The 14900-nt window shown below is 63.3% G+C and carries 15 protein-coding genes; 12 read left to right on the forward strand and 3 right to left on the reverse strand.

Annotated elements, in window-relative coordinates; translation table 11 throughout:
• The first annotated feature begins 67 nt into the window (after nucleotides 1–67).
• Nucleotides 68–805 (forward strand): hypothetical protein, encoded by a 738-nt coding sequence (locus AC1DYQ_RS17420; protein ID WP_477687826.1) that lies wholly within the window; start codon nucleotides 68–70, stop codon nucleotides 803–805.
• A 63-nt stretch (nucleotides 806–868) separates the two neighbouring features.
• Nucleotides 869–2158, forward strand: coding sequence for an MFS transporter (locus AC1DYQ_RS17425; RefSeq protein ID WP_477687827.1), 1290 nt, complete (start codon nucleotides 869–871; stop codon nucleotides 2156–2158).
• A gap of 92 nt (nucleotides 2159–2250) precedes the next feature.
• Here AC1DYQ_RS17425 and AC1DYQ_RS17430 read toward each other — a convergent pair whose 3' ends face one another.
• On the reverse strand, nucleotides 2251–2913 hold the full coding sequence (locus AC1DYQ_RS17430; RefSeq protein WP_477687828.1) for an alpha/beta hydrolase: 663 nt from the start codon (nucleotides 2911–2913) through the stop codon (nucleotides 2251–2253).
• Nucleotides 2914–3189: 276 nt separating this feature from the next.
• Here AC1DYQ_RS17430 and AC1DYQ_RS17435 point away from each other — a divergent pair, with 276 nt between their 5' ends.
• From AC1DYQ_RS17435 to AC1DYQ_RS17470, 8 genes are all read left to right on the forward strand, one after another.
• Nucleotides 3190–3639, forward strand: coding sequence for a peptidase associated/transthyretin-like domain-containing protein (locus tag AC1DYQ_RS17435; protein WP_477687829.1), 450 nt, complete (start codon nucleotides 3190–3192; stop codon nucleotides 3637–3639).
• Nucleotides 3640–3680: 41 nt separating this feature from the next.
• Complete coding sequence (gene petA, locus AC1DYQ_RS17440; protein ID WP_477687830.1) at nucleotides 3681–4298, forward strand: ubiquinol-cytochrome c reductase iron-sulfur subunit; 618 nt, start codon at nucleotides 3681–3683, stop codon at nucleotides 4296–4298.
• Between the two features lie 79 nt (nucleotides 4299–4377).
• A complete protein-coding gene (locus tag AC1DYQ_RS17445) occupies nucleotides 4378–4614 on the forward strand; it encodes a hypothetical protein (RefSeq protein ID WP_477671501.1) in 237 nt (78 codons plus the stop codon).
• Between the two features lie 130 nt (nucleotides 4615–4744).
• Nucleotides 4745–5635 (forward strand): PhzF family phenazine biosynthesis protein, encoded by an 891-nt coding sequence (locus tag AC1DYQ_RS17450; protein WP_477687831.1) that lies wholly within the window; start codon nucleotides 4745–4747, stop codon nucleotides 5633–5635.
• Nucleotides 5636–5719: 84 nt separating this feature from the next.
• Nucleotides 5720–6193, forward strand: coding sequence for a DUF4864 domain-containing protein (locus AC1DYQ_RS17455; RefSeq protein WP_477687832.1), 474 nt, complete (start codon nucleotides 5720–5722; stop codon nucleotides 6191–6193).
• Nucleotides 6194–6413: 220 nt separating this feature from the next.
• Nucleotides 6414–7463 carry a class I SAM-dependent methyltransferase gene (locus tag AC1DYQ_RS17460; protein WP_477687833.1) on the forward strand — a complete coding sequence of 350 codons (1050 nt, stop codon included), beginning with the start codon at nucleotides 6414–6416 and terminating at the stop codon, nucleotides 7461–7463.
• Nucleotides 7464–7610: 147 nt separating this feature from the next.
• A complete protein-coding gene (locus AC1DYQ_RS17465) occupies nucleotides 7611–8309 on the forward strand; it encodes a hypothetical protein (protein WP_477687834.1) in 699 nt (232 codons plus the stop codon).
• A 624-nt stretch (nucleotides 8310–8933) separates the two neighbouring features.
• Nucleotides 8934–9455 carry a hypothetical protein gene (locus tag AC1DYQ_RS17470; RefSeq protein ID WP_477687835.1) on the forward strand — a complete coding sequence of 174 codons (522 nt, stop codon included), beginning with the start codon at nucleotides 8934–8936 and terminating at the stop codon, nucleotides 9453–9455.
• 63 nt (nucleotides 9456–9518) lie between these two features.
• On the opposite strand, the gene AC1DYQ_RS17475 is transcribed toward AC1DYQ_RS17470, so the two are convergent.
• The gene (locus AC1DYQ_RS17475) at nucleotides 9519–10028 is read right to left on the reverse strand and encodes a DUF1993 domain-containing protein (RefSeq protein ID WP_477687836.1); all 510 of its coding nucleotides are present in this window, start codon (nucleotides 10026–10028) and stop codon (nucleotides 9519–9521) included.
• Between the two features lie 180 nt (nucleotides 10029–10208).
• Between AC1DYQ_RS17475 and argE the strand changes: the two genes are divergently transcribed.
• Together argE and AC1DYQ_RS17485 are read left to right on the forward strand one after the other, a co-directional pair.
• Nucleotides 10209–11435 carry an acetylornithine deacetylase gene (argE, locus tag AC1DYQ_RS17480; protein WP_477687837.1) on the forward strand — a complete coding sequence of 409 codons (1227 nt, stop codon included), beginning with the start codon at nucleotides 10209–10211 and terminating at the stop codon, nucleotides 11433–11435.
• Between the two features lie 38 nt (nucleotides 11436–11473).
• Nucleotides 11474–12433, forward strand: coding sequence for a tripartite tricarboxylate transporter substrate binding protein (locus AC1DYQ_RS17485; protein ID WP_477687838.1), 960 nt, complete (start codon nucleotides 11474–11476; stop codon nucleotides 12431–12433).
• 24 nt (nucleotides 12434–12457) lie between these two features.
• On the opposite strand, the gene AC1DYQ_RS17490 is transcribed toward AC1DYQ_RS17485, so the two are convergent.
• Nucleotides 12458–14887 (reverse strand): cellulase family glycosylhydrolase, encoded by a 2430-nt coding sequence (locus tag AC1DYQ_RS17490; RefSeq protein WP_477687839.1) that lies wholly within the window; start codon nucleotides 14885–14887, stop codon nucleotides 12458–12460.
• Between the last annotated feature and the right edge of the window lie 13 nt (nucleotides 14888–14900).

The raw sequence follows: 14900 nt of genomic DNA on the forward strand, positions 1-14900 counted from the left end.
CAATTTCCGCCAAACTAAACGGTTTTGCGGTCTTTTAGCCCGAGGCAGCGTAGAGCTTGATCAAAAAATGAAAAAACTGCTAGCCAGCCTTTTCGGCGGTTCAACCCCCGCAGCGTCGCCCAAACGCACAGGCGCGTCCAGCCGGGACAACCCGCTCACCATTGAAGACGGCTCGGACAACGCCACGCGCCGCCACCTGGTGCAGGTGCTGCTGCGCGATGCCATGCGTAAATACGGTATTCCCTTGCCCTGGATCGATTGCCAGATGCTGCTGGTGTCCAGCCGCAGCCGCGGCCCTGGCATGTATGTACGCCTCGTTGTGCGGCATTGGGACGACCGTCTGCTGAAGTACGCCTTCGCCTTCCAGAACGCCCTGATGGAAGAAATCACGCGCTTTGAACCCGGGGCGGCCAAATGGCTGCACGGCATTTCCTGGCAACTGGAAGTGGCAGAAACCTGCCCCAACCCGACCATGCCCGACAAGTCGTATTGGGCCGATCCCGTCCGGCCACCTGCCGGCGCATCGGTTCGCCCGCCACGCAGCGCGCCCCTGGCTTCCCTGGCCCCTCTTCCCGCTGCGGCAACAGCCTCTGCGGCGCCCGTGCCAGCCGCCCCCGTTGTGGCCGCCAGCCTGCCGGCCCAGCCCGCAGCACCGGTGGCACGGCCGGCCCCGGTCTCCGCTGCTGACGCAGACGCCATGAAAGACCTGGAGCGGCTCTTTCGCATCCGCGACCAGGAACTGGGCCAGCCAAGCGACAGCAACTCCGCCGTCGGTTACGAAGCCACGCGCCCTTCCCCGCTGTAACGCACCAGGCCCGGCCGGGCCATCAGCAGCGCAGTGGGGCAGCTGCTGGTGTACGCTTGCCTGATGAGCCCTCCCGTCACGCCCCCAAGCCCCGCAACCGCCGCGCAAGATTCCTCCCTCCTCATCGACTCACGCTACGCCGTAATGCGGCTCATGGTCACGCTGGCGCTGATGACCGTCGGCGCCTGCGGCATGTATGTGGTGGCCGTGGTGCTGCCCGCAGTGCAGGCTGAATTCAGTGTGACGCGGGCCGATGCCTCCCTGCCCTATACCGCGCTCATGATCGGCTTCGGCGTTGGCGGCGTTCTAATGGGGCGGCTGGCCGACCGCTTCGGCGTGATGGTTCCGTTGCTGATTGGCGCAGTGGGGCTGGGCCTGGGTTTTGCCCTGGCCGCCATGGCCGGCAACATCTGGATGTTCTCGCTGGCCCACGGCCTGCTGATCGGCTTTCTCGGCTCTGCCGCCACCTTTGCGCCGCTGCTGGCCGACACCTCGCTCTGGTTTGTACGGCGCCGCGGTTTTGCCGTGGCGGTGTGCGCCAGCGGCAACTATCTGGGCGGCGCGATCTGGCCACCCATCGTTCAGCATTTTGTCGAGGCCGTGGGCTGGCGCCAGACCTATCTGTGGCTCGGCCTTTTCAGTTTCGTCACCATGACGGCGCTGGCCCTTTTGATGCGCAAGCGCCCGCCAGTGGCCGTAGCGTCCGCGGTTGGCAACAGCGGCATCGCCGCCACCACCAGCAGCATGCCTTTCGGCCTGACGCCGGGCTCGGCGCAAATGCTGCTGTGCGTGGCCAGCGTGGCCTGCTGCGTGGCCATGGCCATGCCGCAGGTGCACATCGTGTCGTACTGCACCGACCTGGGCTATGGCGCGGCGCGCGGCGCTGAAATGCTGTCGCTGATGCTGGCCTGCGGTGTGGTGAGCCGGCTGGTGTCGGGCGCCATCTGCGACCGCATAGGCGGGCTGCGCACGCTGATGCTGGGCTCGGTGCTGCAAGGCATCGCGCTGCTGCTGTTTTTGCCCTTTGACGGGCTGGTATCGCTTTACGTCATCGCCGCGCTGTTCGGCCTGTTCCAGGGCGGCCTCGTACCGGCTTACGCCATCATCGTGCGCGAATACTTCGAGCCCGCCGAAGCCGGCGCGCGCGTGGGCACGGTGATCATGGCATCCTTGCTGGGCATGGCGCTGGGCGGCTGGATGTCAGGCAAGGTGTTTGACCTCACCGGTTCCTACCATGCCGCATTCCTCAACGGCATCGCGTGGAACCTGCTGAACTTCAGCATCGCGTTTTTCCTGCTGTGGCGCGTGCGGCGGATGGCACGGGCGGCCACGACGAAAACCGCGGCGGCCTGAACAACGTCCTGGCCTTGTCCGGATCGCTATGCTTTTAATAGCTGTTTGCGCCCGTTTTGTAAGGGCCACAGCCGTTTTTCCTTAAAATACCGTCAGGCCAGAACCCGGCACAACCATTGTTCCAGGTCGGTGATTTCCTGGGGGCAAACCGAGTGCTCCATCATGTACTCGTGCCACTCGACCGCGTAGCCCATGGCGCTGAGCGCATCGCGCGTGGCGGTGGCGCGCGGCAGCACCACCACGCCGTCGCGCGTGCCATGCGCCAGAAAAATGGGTACATCCTGGTTGGCGGCGCTGCGCTCGGCGGCCGTCTTGTCGGCCAGCGGCAGGTAACCCGACAGGCCCGCAATGCCAGCCAGCCGTTCGCCGTGACGCAGGCCCGTCATGAGCGCCATGGCACAGCCCTGCGAAAAGCCCGCCACCACGATGCGGCTGGCAGGGATGCCGCGCGACTTTTCCCGGGCAATCAAGGCCTCGATGTCGCCCTGCGACTTGCGCAGCCCGGCCTCGTCCTGCCGGCTCACCAGGTCGGCGCCCAGCAGGTCGTACCAGGCCGGCATGACGTAGCCGCCGTTGATGGTGACCGGAATGCTGGGTGCGCTCGGAAACAGGAAACGCACATCGCCCACGCTGGACAGGTCCATCTGCTCTGCAATCGGCAGGAAGTCCCGGCCGTCGGCCCCGAGGCCGTGCATGATGAGAACGGTGGCGACGGGCTTGTCGCCCGTCTGGGCTTCAATGACTTCGAGGGGCATGGGGTGACGGGTCCAGGTGGTTGAAGGAACAGATGACGATTGAATGCTGCGGGCTTGAAGCTGCAAAGCATGCCAGCGGGGATTTTAAGACCGGCCTAAGCTGACCCGCGAACAATGGTTTCCGGCAGCGCTGAACACCTGGCGCACAAAGCCTGCTACGGTGTGATGACAAGGTAGCTGGCCAGGCCTTCGCATATCGGCAGGCCGCATGAAAACAGTGCCAGGCAGCACACTGCGCCGACTTGCTGCCCATCGTTGCAGAAGGAGCATGCTGAAATGAAAACCCTGACCCACAAGGCTGCCTCGGCCGTCCTCGGTGCGCTGATGGCGGGTGGCGCGCTGGCCCAGGCAAGCGCCCCTTTGCCGCCGGTGCGCACCAGCGGCCCGGTTGAATACCTGAGCGGCGGCATCGGCGCCGACGAATCCGCAGCGATCCGAAATGCCAGCGGGCAGTGGCCGCTGACACTCGAATTTGCCATCAAGGACAAGCAGCGTGCCGACTTCGCGGCCGACGTGAAGGTGCGGGTGCTCGATGCCCGGGGAAATGAAGTGCTTCAGGCCACGTCGGAAGGCCCCTTCCTGCTGGCCCGGCTGGCACCGGGCAGTTATGCCGTGGAGGCGACGCTCGCCGGCCAGACCCAGCGCAGGAAGGTTGACGTGAAGGCAGGCAAACCCTCCAAAGAGGTGTTCCTCTGGGGCACGGCCGCCGATAAAACCGGGCCGTAAGCACACCGGGCCTGCCTCAATTTAACGTTTCAAGCCAGATCATGCGTAGCGTCACCGAACTGATCCACGCGATAGACAACGGGACCCTGCCGGACGCCGAGCGGCGAGGCCTGCTGGTGGCCGCAACCGGCATCGCCGCCGGCGCCGGCCTGTTGGCTGCGGCCTATCCCTTCGCGGCCAGCCTTGCACCCTCTGAAGTGGCGCGCGCCCAGGGCGGCCCGGTGCTTGTCGATATTTCCACACTGGCGACAGGCGAGCTGCGCACCGTCGCCTGGCGCGGAAAACCGGTCTGGCTGATGCGCCGCAGCGAGGAGATGGTGCGCGCGCTGCAACAGCCCAATCCGGTATTGGCAGACCCGCAGTCCAGGCGATCCGAGCAACCGAAATCGTGTGCCAACGCGACCCGCTCCGAGCGCCCGGAAATCCTGGTGGCGGTGGGGGTGTGCACGCACCTGGGCTGCTCACCGACCCTGCGCCTGGACGACAGCGCGCTGAATGCCGAGCTTCACGCGCCCGGTGGATTTTTTTGCCCCTGCCACGGCTCGCGGTTTGACCTCGCCGGCCGCGTAGTGAAGAACGTACCGGCACCGACCAACCTGGACATCCCGGAATACCAGTTCATCGACGCCACCAAGCTGCAAATCGGCCAGACAAGCTAGTGTCACTGCGGCTTGTGCCACAGCAGAGGCTTTGCTAGCATCTGGCGTCAGCATTTTCTGACGCAGGTTGGAGATTCACATGAAGCTCATCATTGCCGCCGTCGCCCTGGCCACTTCGTCCCTGGCTTTTGCCCATAACTGTCCCAACGAGATGAAGGCGATCGACGCCAAGCTCTCCACCAACCCCAAGCTCTCGCCCGCCGATATGACCAAAGTGAAAGAGCTTCGCGCCGATGGCGAAAAGTTTCACAAGGAAGGCAAGCACGACGACTCCATGAAAGCGCTGGGCAGCGCGAAGAAGCTGCTCGGAATTTAAACCGCGCCGGCACCCTGGCGGTGCAAGGCCGCCGGATCGCCTGAGCAGAAACGGAGAAACGGCAACCCGCATGCCGGGATGCCGCCGCAATGACCTGCACCGCGATAATTCCCCGCAGGAGAATTGCCACATGACAGTGATGACAACCATGCCGCCCTTGTCGGGGCTGCAGTACTACCAGGTGGACGTGTTTACCCACGAGGCGCTGGCCGGCAACGGCCTGTCGGTGTTTCTGCCTGAAAGCCCCTTGCCGGCGCGCCAGATGCAACGCCTGACCATCGAAATGCGGCAGTTCGAGAGCATTTTCCTCACGCCTGACGGCCCCGGAAACCGCTTCGAAGCGCGCATTTTCACGATGGAAGAAGAGCTTGACTTCGCCGGCCACCCCCTGCTGGGCGCAGCAGGTTTGCTGCATCACCTGCATGCGGGGCATCACCCTTCTGCCGGCTGGACGCTGATGCTGGGCACACGGGCAGTTGCCATCAGCAGCACACGCAAAGAAGGCACACCGGGCACTTACGACGCCTGCATGAACCAGGGCGTGGCCCGCTTCGAGGCAGCCCTCAGCCATGCGGACAGCCTGCCGTTTCTCGCGGCGTTCGGGCTGGGCCCGGCACAGCTGGATGTGCGTTTTCCGCTGCAGGTGGTGTCCACCGGCCTGCCCTATCTGCTGGTGCCCGTGGTCGGCGGCCTGGAGCGCGCAAAAATTGTGCACCCTGATTTTGAGGTGCTGCTGGCCACCGTGGGCGCCAAATTCGCCTATGTGCTGGACGTGTCGGCGCGCGAAGGCCGCACTTGGGACAACGCCGGGCTGGTGGAAGACATTGCCACCGGAAGCGCCGCCGGGCCGGCAGGCGCCTACCTGCTGCGCCACGGCGCGGCGAAGGTGGATGAGGTCATCACGCTGAAGCAAGGGCGTTTTGCCGGGCGCCCCAGCCGCATCACGGTAGAGGTCAATGCGGCCGGTGAGATGCTGGTCAGCGGCGGCGTCGTGGTGCTGGCGCACGGCCGGCTGGTTTGAGGGATGGCATCCGTTGGCGCGCCGCTTGCGTACCTTCATCACCTTGAGCCACTGTGGCCATCGAATCCAGGAAAGATTAGCCCTATGACTGCTCGCCTGATCCATTTGAACTGTGTGCTGAACCGCATGGCCCGGCTGCTCGCCGCCGGCAGCGCGGCGCTGTTGCTGGTGTGCGCGGCGGTGCCGGCGAATGCAGCGCCCTTTACCTCGGCCGACGAGAAGACGGTGCGCACCGTGGTGCAGGCCCAGCTGGCGGCCTTCGCAAAGGATGACGCGGCCAAGGCGTTTTCTTTTGCGGCACCCAATGTGCAGAAGGCCGTTGGAACACCCCAGGGATTCATGGCGATGGTGCGCCGCGATTACCCGGTGGTGTACCGCCCGGCATCGGTCGCCTTTCTGAAACCCGACGGCAAGAACGACCAGGTGATCCAGCGGGTGCAAATGGCCGATGCCAACGGTGTTTCGTGGCTGGCGGTTTACAGCCTCGAACGGCAAAGCAACAAAGCGTGGCGCATCACCGGATGCGTGGTGGTCGAAAACAAGGGCCGTATGGCGTAGTACGCCAGTCCGCGGCGCCTGCTGATAACGGTTTTCCCAGAGGCGGGAGCCGTCCCGGGGACAGACATCATTGCCGTGGCCCGCATTGAAACGCTACGCCAACCGGGCGCGTATGCGGCAAAGAGCACCGATACGTGGTTTACAGAGGGTTACCCGCTCCTGCACGCTGGCGGCTAAGGTGTTTGGTACTGCTGCGTTTGCGGCATTCCGGACTCTACCCATGAACATGCCCGCCACCTCACTTGAATTCCCGTGCCTGCCGGGGGATACGGCTTCGCCGTCGCGCAGGGAAAACCTGCAGGCACCACGCTATGCACAGCAGCGTCAGGGTGCGACGCAGCCACGCGAAGCGGCGCTCAAAATCAGGACACAGTGTCCGGGCTGCATGTCGGCGTCCCTCAACGTAATTTACGAGGAACCGTACGCCGGCGCGGGCGTTCAGGCCTATCTTGCAAGGCACTATGAAGGCCACGCGTCAAGGACTGCCGACGCAGGCGTTTATGCGCTGGCACGCTGCAACAGTTGCAGCCTGGTCTTTCAGCAACAGGTGCCCGACGACCCCTTGCTGGGCGAGATCTACAACGACTGGGTTCCCGGCACCGAGCTGGACCGCGAGCACAGAAATTACAGCCTGGACGAATACCGTTACCTGGCCGAGCAGGTCCAGTTCATCATTCAATACTTCGGGCTCCCGCCTGGTGAACTGGACGCGCTTGACTTCGGCTTTGGCTGGGCGCACTGGTCGAAGATGGCCATGGGATTTGGCTGCAATGTGTGGGGTGTGGAGCTTTCTGAAGAGCGCGCCCGTCACGGAAAATCCGTGGGGCTGCGGGTCGTCGGCCTGGCCGACCTGCCGGCCCGGAGGTTCAGGTTCATCAATACGGAGCAGGTTTTTGAACACCTGACGGAGCCCAGGCTGGTGCTTGAAAAACTGCGCGACGCCCTGTCAGGCGACGGGGTCATCAAGATCAGCGTTCCCAATGCGGCCGCCGCGCTGAAAAAAATCGGCCAGGGAAAAAATTTCGGCGCGCTGTCGCCCGACGACCAGATGCCCATTGCCCCGCTCGAGCATATCAACGCTTTCAGCCACGAGTCGCTGGTCGCCTTCGGGAAAGAGTTTGGCCTGAAACCGCTGCGCCCCAAGCTCTACAGGCTGTACAACAGCGCCTCGGGCCTGCTTCAGCCTAAAAACCTGGCGAGGGTCATTGCCCGGCCTGTCTACCGGCATATTTTCCCGGGCACCACGTTCATCTATTTTGTGCGCGCCTAGCGCTGCGGCTTCATTTTTGGCGGGCCTGGCCGTAGGACGGCGCCGGAAGACGGCCGAGCGGTGCCGCACGGCCTTTAAGATAAAAAAAGGCCGCACCGCATGTCGCGGTCCGGCCTGCTTCAGGTTGATTCAGAAAGCGAGGCACCCATGCTGATCAAAAAAACCATCACCATCGCCGCAACGGCCACTGCCATGTTTCTGGCCGGCGGTGTTGTCATCGCCGCACAAACAACAGACGCCGGTGTGAGCACCACGGCCGGGAATCCGGAAGGCGCAAGGCTGGCGAGCCGCTACAGCGCATTTGCCGGCTCACCCCAAAACGCCGAGTCACTGGTCGAGGGGCTGCGCACGGGCACACCGATTTCGCTGAGCCCCAGCCCGACCGGACCCAACGCCACCGCGCCGGCGGCAAGCCTTTCGCCGGCCACCGGAAAAATGGGTTACGGCAACATCAACATCGCGCTGGCGCTGGCCAAGACTTCACTGGCCAAACAAGGCATTACCAACCCTACGCCTTCACAGCTCTCAGCCACACTGGGCGGGTTGCTGTCCCAGAAGGCCGACGGTATTGGCTGGGGCCAGATTGCCAACAGCATGGGCGTGAAACTGGGCGCCGTCGTGAGCGCTTCGCATACCTCCAAAAGTGGCAAGAAAGCCAATGAGAGTGTCCATGCCGTCCATGCCAGCAATGTCGCCACGGCCCACGCCTCCAGCAAAGGCCTGGGCGCCGGAAAAGAGTCCGGTAAAAGCGGCAACAACGGCAATGGCGGCCAGGGCGGAGGCAATGGAGGCGGCCATGGGGGTGGTAATGGCGGCGGCAACGGTGGCGGAAATGGCGGAAAGTAACGCGGGCATCTGTTCAACCGCGCGCCGCTAAACCACAAGCACCTGCGCAAGGCAGCTGCATCGCTATCGATTTAATAGCGGCTTGCGCTCGTCCTGACTGGCCTGCAGGCTCATTTCCCGTAAGAACGGCAGCCGCCCCCTCAACGCTTGCTCAATGGCCGCGCAGGCCGGGGCGCATTCCAGATGGGCCAGATGCAGGCCCCGCTTTCAAGTCGCTGAAGTCCAGTTGTGCAGGCATCGCGCCAGGCTGGATTCCCGTCATGCCGCCGCACTTCTTTCCCCGGCCTAAATCATCAATTGGTTACATAAAGAAACATTTAGCGGGAATTGCCGTTTGCCGAGTGCAAATCCAGTGCAGCCCTCCCGGCGCTGCCAGCGTCTTCGATTGAAAATCCCAGCCGCGGCCAGTTCTCGCCTGTAGCGTCCACGTTGAATACTCACGAAGCACATCATTTTGGCCGCGTTTTCATGAAAAAATTCCGCTTTTAAAGAGCCCTCCGCTTGACTTGCGGACGCCAGTCGTCGACATTGTTAACACTTTGTAACACGCGGTGTTAGCCAAAGACAGAGCGCAAAAATACCTCTTGTCAGACAGCTGGCGCCACAACGCGATGCGGGCACCTCATGAAACTTCAACAGCTCTTTGGACTGAAAAGCCAGCCAAAAACGGCCTCAAGCGCCACCCACCCCGAATCGGAAGTCTCTGTCCCCGGCGACGAACACTCCACCATTGGCGTGCGGCAGCAGCTCATTCAGGTGCTGTTGCGGGACACCGCCCGGCGAGCGGGCATTCCGTCAAACTGGCTGGACTGCCAGATGTTGGTGACCGCCAACCCCACACGCGGCGAAGGCATGTACCTGCGCATCATCATGAAGCAGTGGGACCTGCGCCTGCTGACCTACGCGGCGGCTTTCCAGAAAGTGTTGATGGCGGACATCATGCGTTTTGAGCCGCGCGCCAGTGACTGGCTCCACGGCATTTCCTGGCAGCTTGACGGCGGCGACAGCTGCCCCCATCAGGAAATGCCCGACCCGACCATCTGGATGCAAAGCCCCACCCGGCCGCGCAGCGGCTACGCGCCACGCGCGCCCGTAGAACCGGCTGCGCCCGGAGCGCCCTCGCTGGCACAAAGCCCGGCGCACTAGGCGCACCACCAGGCGCCACCAGGGCCAGGCAGCAGGCACCCATCCCGGGTGCGGGCGATGGGCTCAATACGAGCCGATGTAATCTTTTTTGCCGACTTCCACGCCGTTATGGCGCAGGATGGCGTACGCCGTGGTGGTGTGAAAAAAGAAATGCGGCAGGCCGTAATTCAGCAAATAGGACTGGCCGGTAAAGCGCTTTTCCTTGGGCGTGCCGGCTTGCGTGACGATCTCCCGCGTGGCGGCATCGTCAAATTTCGCCACGTCCAGGCCTTCGACGAAGGCGAGGATGGTGTCAATACGCGCCTGCAGTTCGGCAAACGTCGTTTCCTTGTCTTCGATCTTCGGCACTTCCACGCCTGCCAGCCGGGCCGACACGCTCTTGGCGAAATCGCTGGCCACTTGCACCTGGCGCAGCAAGGGAAACATGTCGGGGAAGAGGCGAGCCTGCAGCAGGGCATTCGGGTCGATGTTTTTGGCGGAAGCGTGGGCTTCGGCTTTGGCCAGGACGCCCTTGAGGCCACCCAGCATCTGCTTGAAAACGGGGATGGACGTGGTGTAGATGCTGCTGGTCATGAAATGCTTTCGGTAAAGGAATGGAGATAGCCTGCCGCGCCCTGCACGCGGCGCCCTGCATTCTCGCCGGATTGCGGCCGGACCGCGCGCAGCCCGCCAATGGCCTTTAAGGACGGCGAAGGCCTTCGCAAAATAGTATGCTGTCATACCAATTTCCGCCCTCCCGCAAAAGGCCCCGTCATGAATGCCCCTCTCCCCGTCGCCACCCGCCAGTCCGTGCAGGCCGCCGACCTCGCCGCCCTGCCACTCATTGAAAAATGGGTATCCTTCGCCTCCGTCTCGCGCGACAGCAACCTGCCGCTTCTTGACTGGACGCAGGCGCGGCTTGAGGCACTGGGCATTGAATGCCGGCGCACTTATGACGACAGCGGCAAGAAAGCCAACCTGTGGGCCACCCTGCCCGCGGAAAACGGCGAAACCAAGGTGGGCGGCATCGTGCTGTCGGGCCATACCGACGTGGTGCCGGTGGACGGCCAGCCCTGGGACACTGACCCGTTCGCAGCGCAAATCATTGGCGGCAAGCTGTATGGCCGCGGCGTGACCGACATGAAAAGCTATGGCGCCACCGCGCTCATGATGGTGCCCGAACTGCTCAAGCGCAAACTCAAGCGCCCGGTTCACCTGGCCTTCAGCTACGACGAGGAAGTCGGCTGCATCGGCGTGCGCCGCCTGATTGCCGACATGGTGAACCAAGGCTACAAGCCCGCCGGCTGCATCGTGGGTGAGCCCACCGGCATGCAGGTGGTGATTGCGCACAAGGGCAAGCATGCCTACAAGACTTCGGTGCGCGGCTTTGAGGCGCATTCATCGCTCACGCCGCTAGGCGTGAACGCGGTAGAAATCGCCTGCGAATTTGTGGCCCACCTCAAGACCATACACCGCAGGCTGGTGAAGGAAGGCCCCTTCGATCCGGTTTACGACGTGCCCTACACCACCATCCACACCGGGGTGATTGCCGGCGGCACCGCGCTCAACATCATTCCGCGCGACTGCGACGTGACCTGGGAGATTCGCCACCACCACATGAATTCACCCGATGCGCTGTTCAACGAAGCCAAGGCATTTGCCGACAGCCTGGTGCCGGCCATGCAGGAGGTGGCGGCCGACACCGGCATCACGCACAAGCTCAACTCGGTGCTGCCCGGTTTCGCCACCGATGCCGACAGCGAGATCGCGCAGCTGTGCTTCAAGTGCGCAGACGTGGGCGCAAGCTCCGGTGCAGGCAAGGTCTCTTTTGGCACGGAAGCTGCATTGTTCCATCAGGCCGGTGTGCCGACCATCGTGTGCGGCCCCGGCCACATCGCGCAGGCACACCAGCCGAACGAATGGGTCACGCTGGAGCAACTGGCCTGGTGCGAGCGCTTCATGCGCCGCCTGGCCGACGAGCTCTGCGTCAATCCGTCGTGAACTGACCCCTGCCCCCCCTACCTCACCCGAAAGAACACATGATGCAACGCAGAGATTTCCTGGGCACCGGCCTGGCACTCACCGCAGGCAGCGCACTGGCGCAGGCCAACCCCAAAATCGCGCGCATCGTGGTGCCTTTTGCACCGGGCGGCGTGCAGGACATCCTGGCCCGGTCCCTGTCGACCGAGCTCGGCCTGGCATTGGGCCAAACCGTGATTGTGGAAAACCGGCCCGGCGCGGGCGGCACCGTGGGCACGGGTTATGTCGCCAAGTCCCCGCCCGACAGCGGTGCGATGGTGTTGGCGGCCGCCAGCCACAACATCGCCGGCACGCTCTACACCAAACTCGCCTACGACCCGCAAAAAGACTTCACGCCCATGGCGCATATCGGCACCGCCGACTACGTGCTGATGATCCACCCCGAGGTGCCCGCCAAAACCGCGGCCGAATACATCCGCTACGCTAAAGCCAACCCGGGCAAGATGAATTACGCGACAGCCGGCGTTGGCAGCGCCACACATCTTTCCATGGCGTATTTCAACGGCCTGGCCGGCATCGACGTGGTGCATGTGCCGCTCAAAGCCACGGGCGAAGCCATCAATGAAGTGATCTCTGGCCGCGCACAGGCTGTGATTGCCGCCAGCATTGGGGCGCTGGCCTTCGCCAAAGACAGCCGCATCCGGTTGATCGGCGTGACCTCACCCAAGCGTTCCAGATACCTGCCCGAAGTCCCCACCATTGCCGAAAGCGGCTTGCCGGGCTACCAGTTTGATTCATGGTTTGGCCTGCTGGGCCCTGCCGGTACACCTGCAGCCGACGTCAACCGTGTCAACGCGGCCATCGCCAAACTGCTCAAGGACCTCGTCATCCTTGAGCGCCTGGACAAGCAGGGTATCGAACCCCTGGCGTTGAGCAACGCCGACTTTGCCAAACTGCTGGCAGTGGACTACAAGCGCATGGCCGAGGTCGTGAAGGCATCGGGCGCCAAGGTCGAATAGCGCCGGCAATACTTCACCGCCGGCCTATGCCAGCGTGACGCCGGCCACGGAGGCCAGGTATTTTTCCAGCACGGCCAGCTCGGCCACGGTGGGGGCGCCCTTGCCCGCGATGACGGCGTAAATGTGTCCCCTGAAACTGCCGCGCGGGTAGTAGCTGAGATAACCCCAGCCGATCAGCATCTGGCTGCACACACCCGGCGCCAGCGTGGCACTGGCGGTGCCCGCCTGCACCGAATTGATACGCAGCCTCTGCGCACCGGGTGCAGAGGTGAGCGCCATCACGGCAGGCACACCCGCAGTGAGTTTCGTGGCGCTGGTCAGCTGCACGGTCTGCCCCGCTGAGTCCACCCATTTGGCATACGGCTGGCTGTTGGTAAAACCCAGGTCCGAGGTGTAGAGCGTCTCGGTCTTTGAGGCCTGGAAAACCACGCCGGTATTGGTGGGCCCCGGAACACTTACCGCGGCAATGGCGAAATGGGGATCTTCAATGTTGTAGGGCACGCGGTTTTTCGGATTGGGCTGGATGCCGGCCATTGGCACTGATTTTTTGCACCAGAAGCCCGCCGTGTCGTAAACACTGTGGTCCGAATACTTTTTGCCGCCAGCGTTGACGCGCATCACCGGCGGCGCCATCGTGCCCATGTTGGGGCCGTCCCTGTTGATCCAGTTGATCATCTCCATGGCATTGCCGGGGCTGGAGCCGTAACCCGAATCCGACACCGCGCGCACCGCCTGCCCGGCCGCGGCGGGCGCACCCAGCAGGTAGTCGGTGTAGCCATTTGCCATGTCCCATTTGCAGGCGTTGTATTTCGCGATGATGGCCAGCGCGGCATCGGCCAGGCTGGTGGCAGCGTAGGCCACCGGATCGGTCAGCGAGAACACCTTGCGCGGCGGCGGCACCTGGCCCGACAGCTGGCCGCCGCTGGTATAGGTCAGCGTAGCCACCCGATTGGCTGCCGGCGTGAAGGTAAAGGTGTCCTGGCCGTTGGCCCCCGCAGGAATGACAAGGCTGGACTTGCTCAACGCACCGCCATTGTTGGAAGCCACCGTCAGCGTCACGGGTTGCGCCAGATTGCCGCGGGCATACACCGTAAACGTCAGCGGTGCACCGGCGGGTGAATAGCCAGGACCGTCGTCGTACACGGTGGCCTGCACAATCCCCACCGCAGCCTTCATCGGCCCCGAGACCAGCGGCTCGAGCGTGCGGTTCTGGTGCCAGCCCGGCACATGGTTGATGGCGTAGTTGTGGATGGGCCAGTGGTTGCCGCCCATCCAGCTATAGACCTCGCAGTTGACCTGGCGCGCATAGTTGACGGCCTGGGCAAACATGGTTTGCCACCGCAGGTCGTCAATCGGCATGCCGATCTCGGTGAGCGCCAGCTTCGCACCCCGGGCCTGTACCCAGTCGGCCGCAATCTTCAGGCGGTCCATGCCCGTGGAAGCCTTGATGGGGCCAACACCAAAACCCGCGCTGTAGTTCTTGGCGACTTCCGTGTCGTAATCGAAAGAGGCACCGTTGCCGAAGGCATCAAGGTAGACGTGTACTTCATACACAAGGTTGGCGCCTGTGACCGGGAAGCCCGGGTTCTTGGTGCCCAGCGATATGGCCGCGCTGTACTGGTTGCCGCCCACATAAATGGGGTTGACGGGATCTATGGCCCGGATCGCATTGATGGCAGCCTGCGAATACGCCGCCATGATCGCCAGGTCTTCACCGCCCTTCACGGTTTCTTCATCCGAGGCGATAAGGCCACCCGGCTTGGGCAGGTCGTGCGGTTCGTTCATGAGGCCATAGCCGCCAAAGCCAGGGTGGCTCTTCCACTTCGTGGCGGCACGCGCCCAGAAATCCGCAAACTGGGACTGCTTGAGCGTGGCGCCTGCGGTCAACGAAAAAATCCTTACCTGCACCTGGCTTGCATCGGTGGTGTAGGGCCGCAGCAGCGGGTCGGACGGCACCGTCAGTCCAAGTACGGATCCGTCGGCCTGGAATTTGAAATCCTGGTAGCGCCCGTAGTTATGGTTGTCGATGATGCACTTCATGCCCGCCGCCGCATGGGCGTCCAGCACACCGGTGATATAGGCTTCATACGCAGCGTGGAAAACACCCGGATTGCCGATCGCCGCTTTGGCCGCAGCGTTGGCCACCGTGTCATGCAGCATGGGCTGCAGCAGTTCCCATTGAATGGGCAGCCTGTTTTTGGTGAAGCCACAGGCGGCAAGATAATCCACGTCGGCCTTGCGCGGCACTGTGAAATGGATGTTGGTTGCAGAACTCGTGTTGCGCCGCAAGCCGGTTTTTGCCCATTCCATGCCGGAAAGATTGGTCCCCATCGCTGGCGAGCCAGCCGCGGCAAGAGGCGCTGCGGCCTGGGCAAGCCGGGCCGTCATGAAAGGCCCAAAGGCGGCCACCGCGCCCGCCGCCACGGCGGCCTGTGAAAATTCACGTCTATGCATCGGGGTGCGCTCC

It is taken from the genome of Polaromonas sp. P1_F4, from assembly GCF_056405675.1.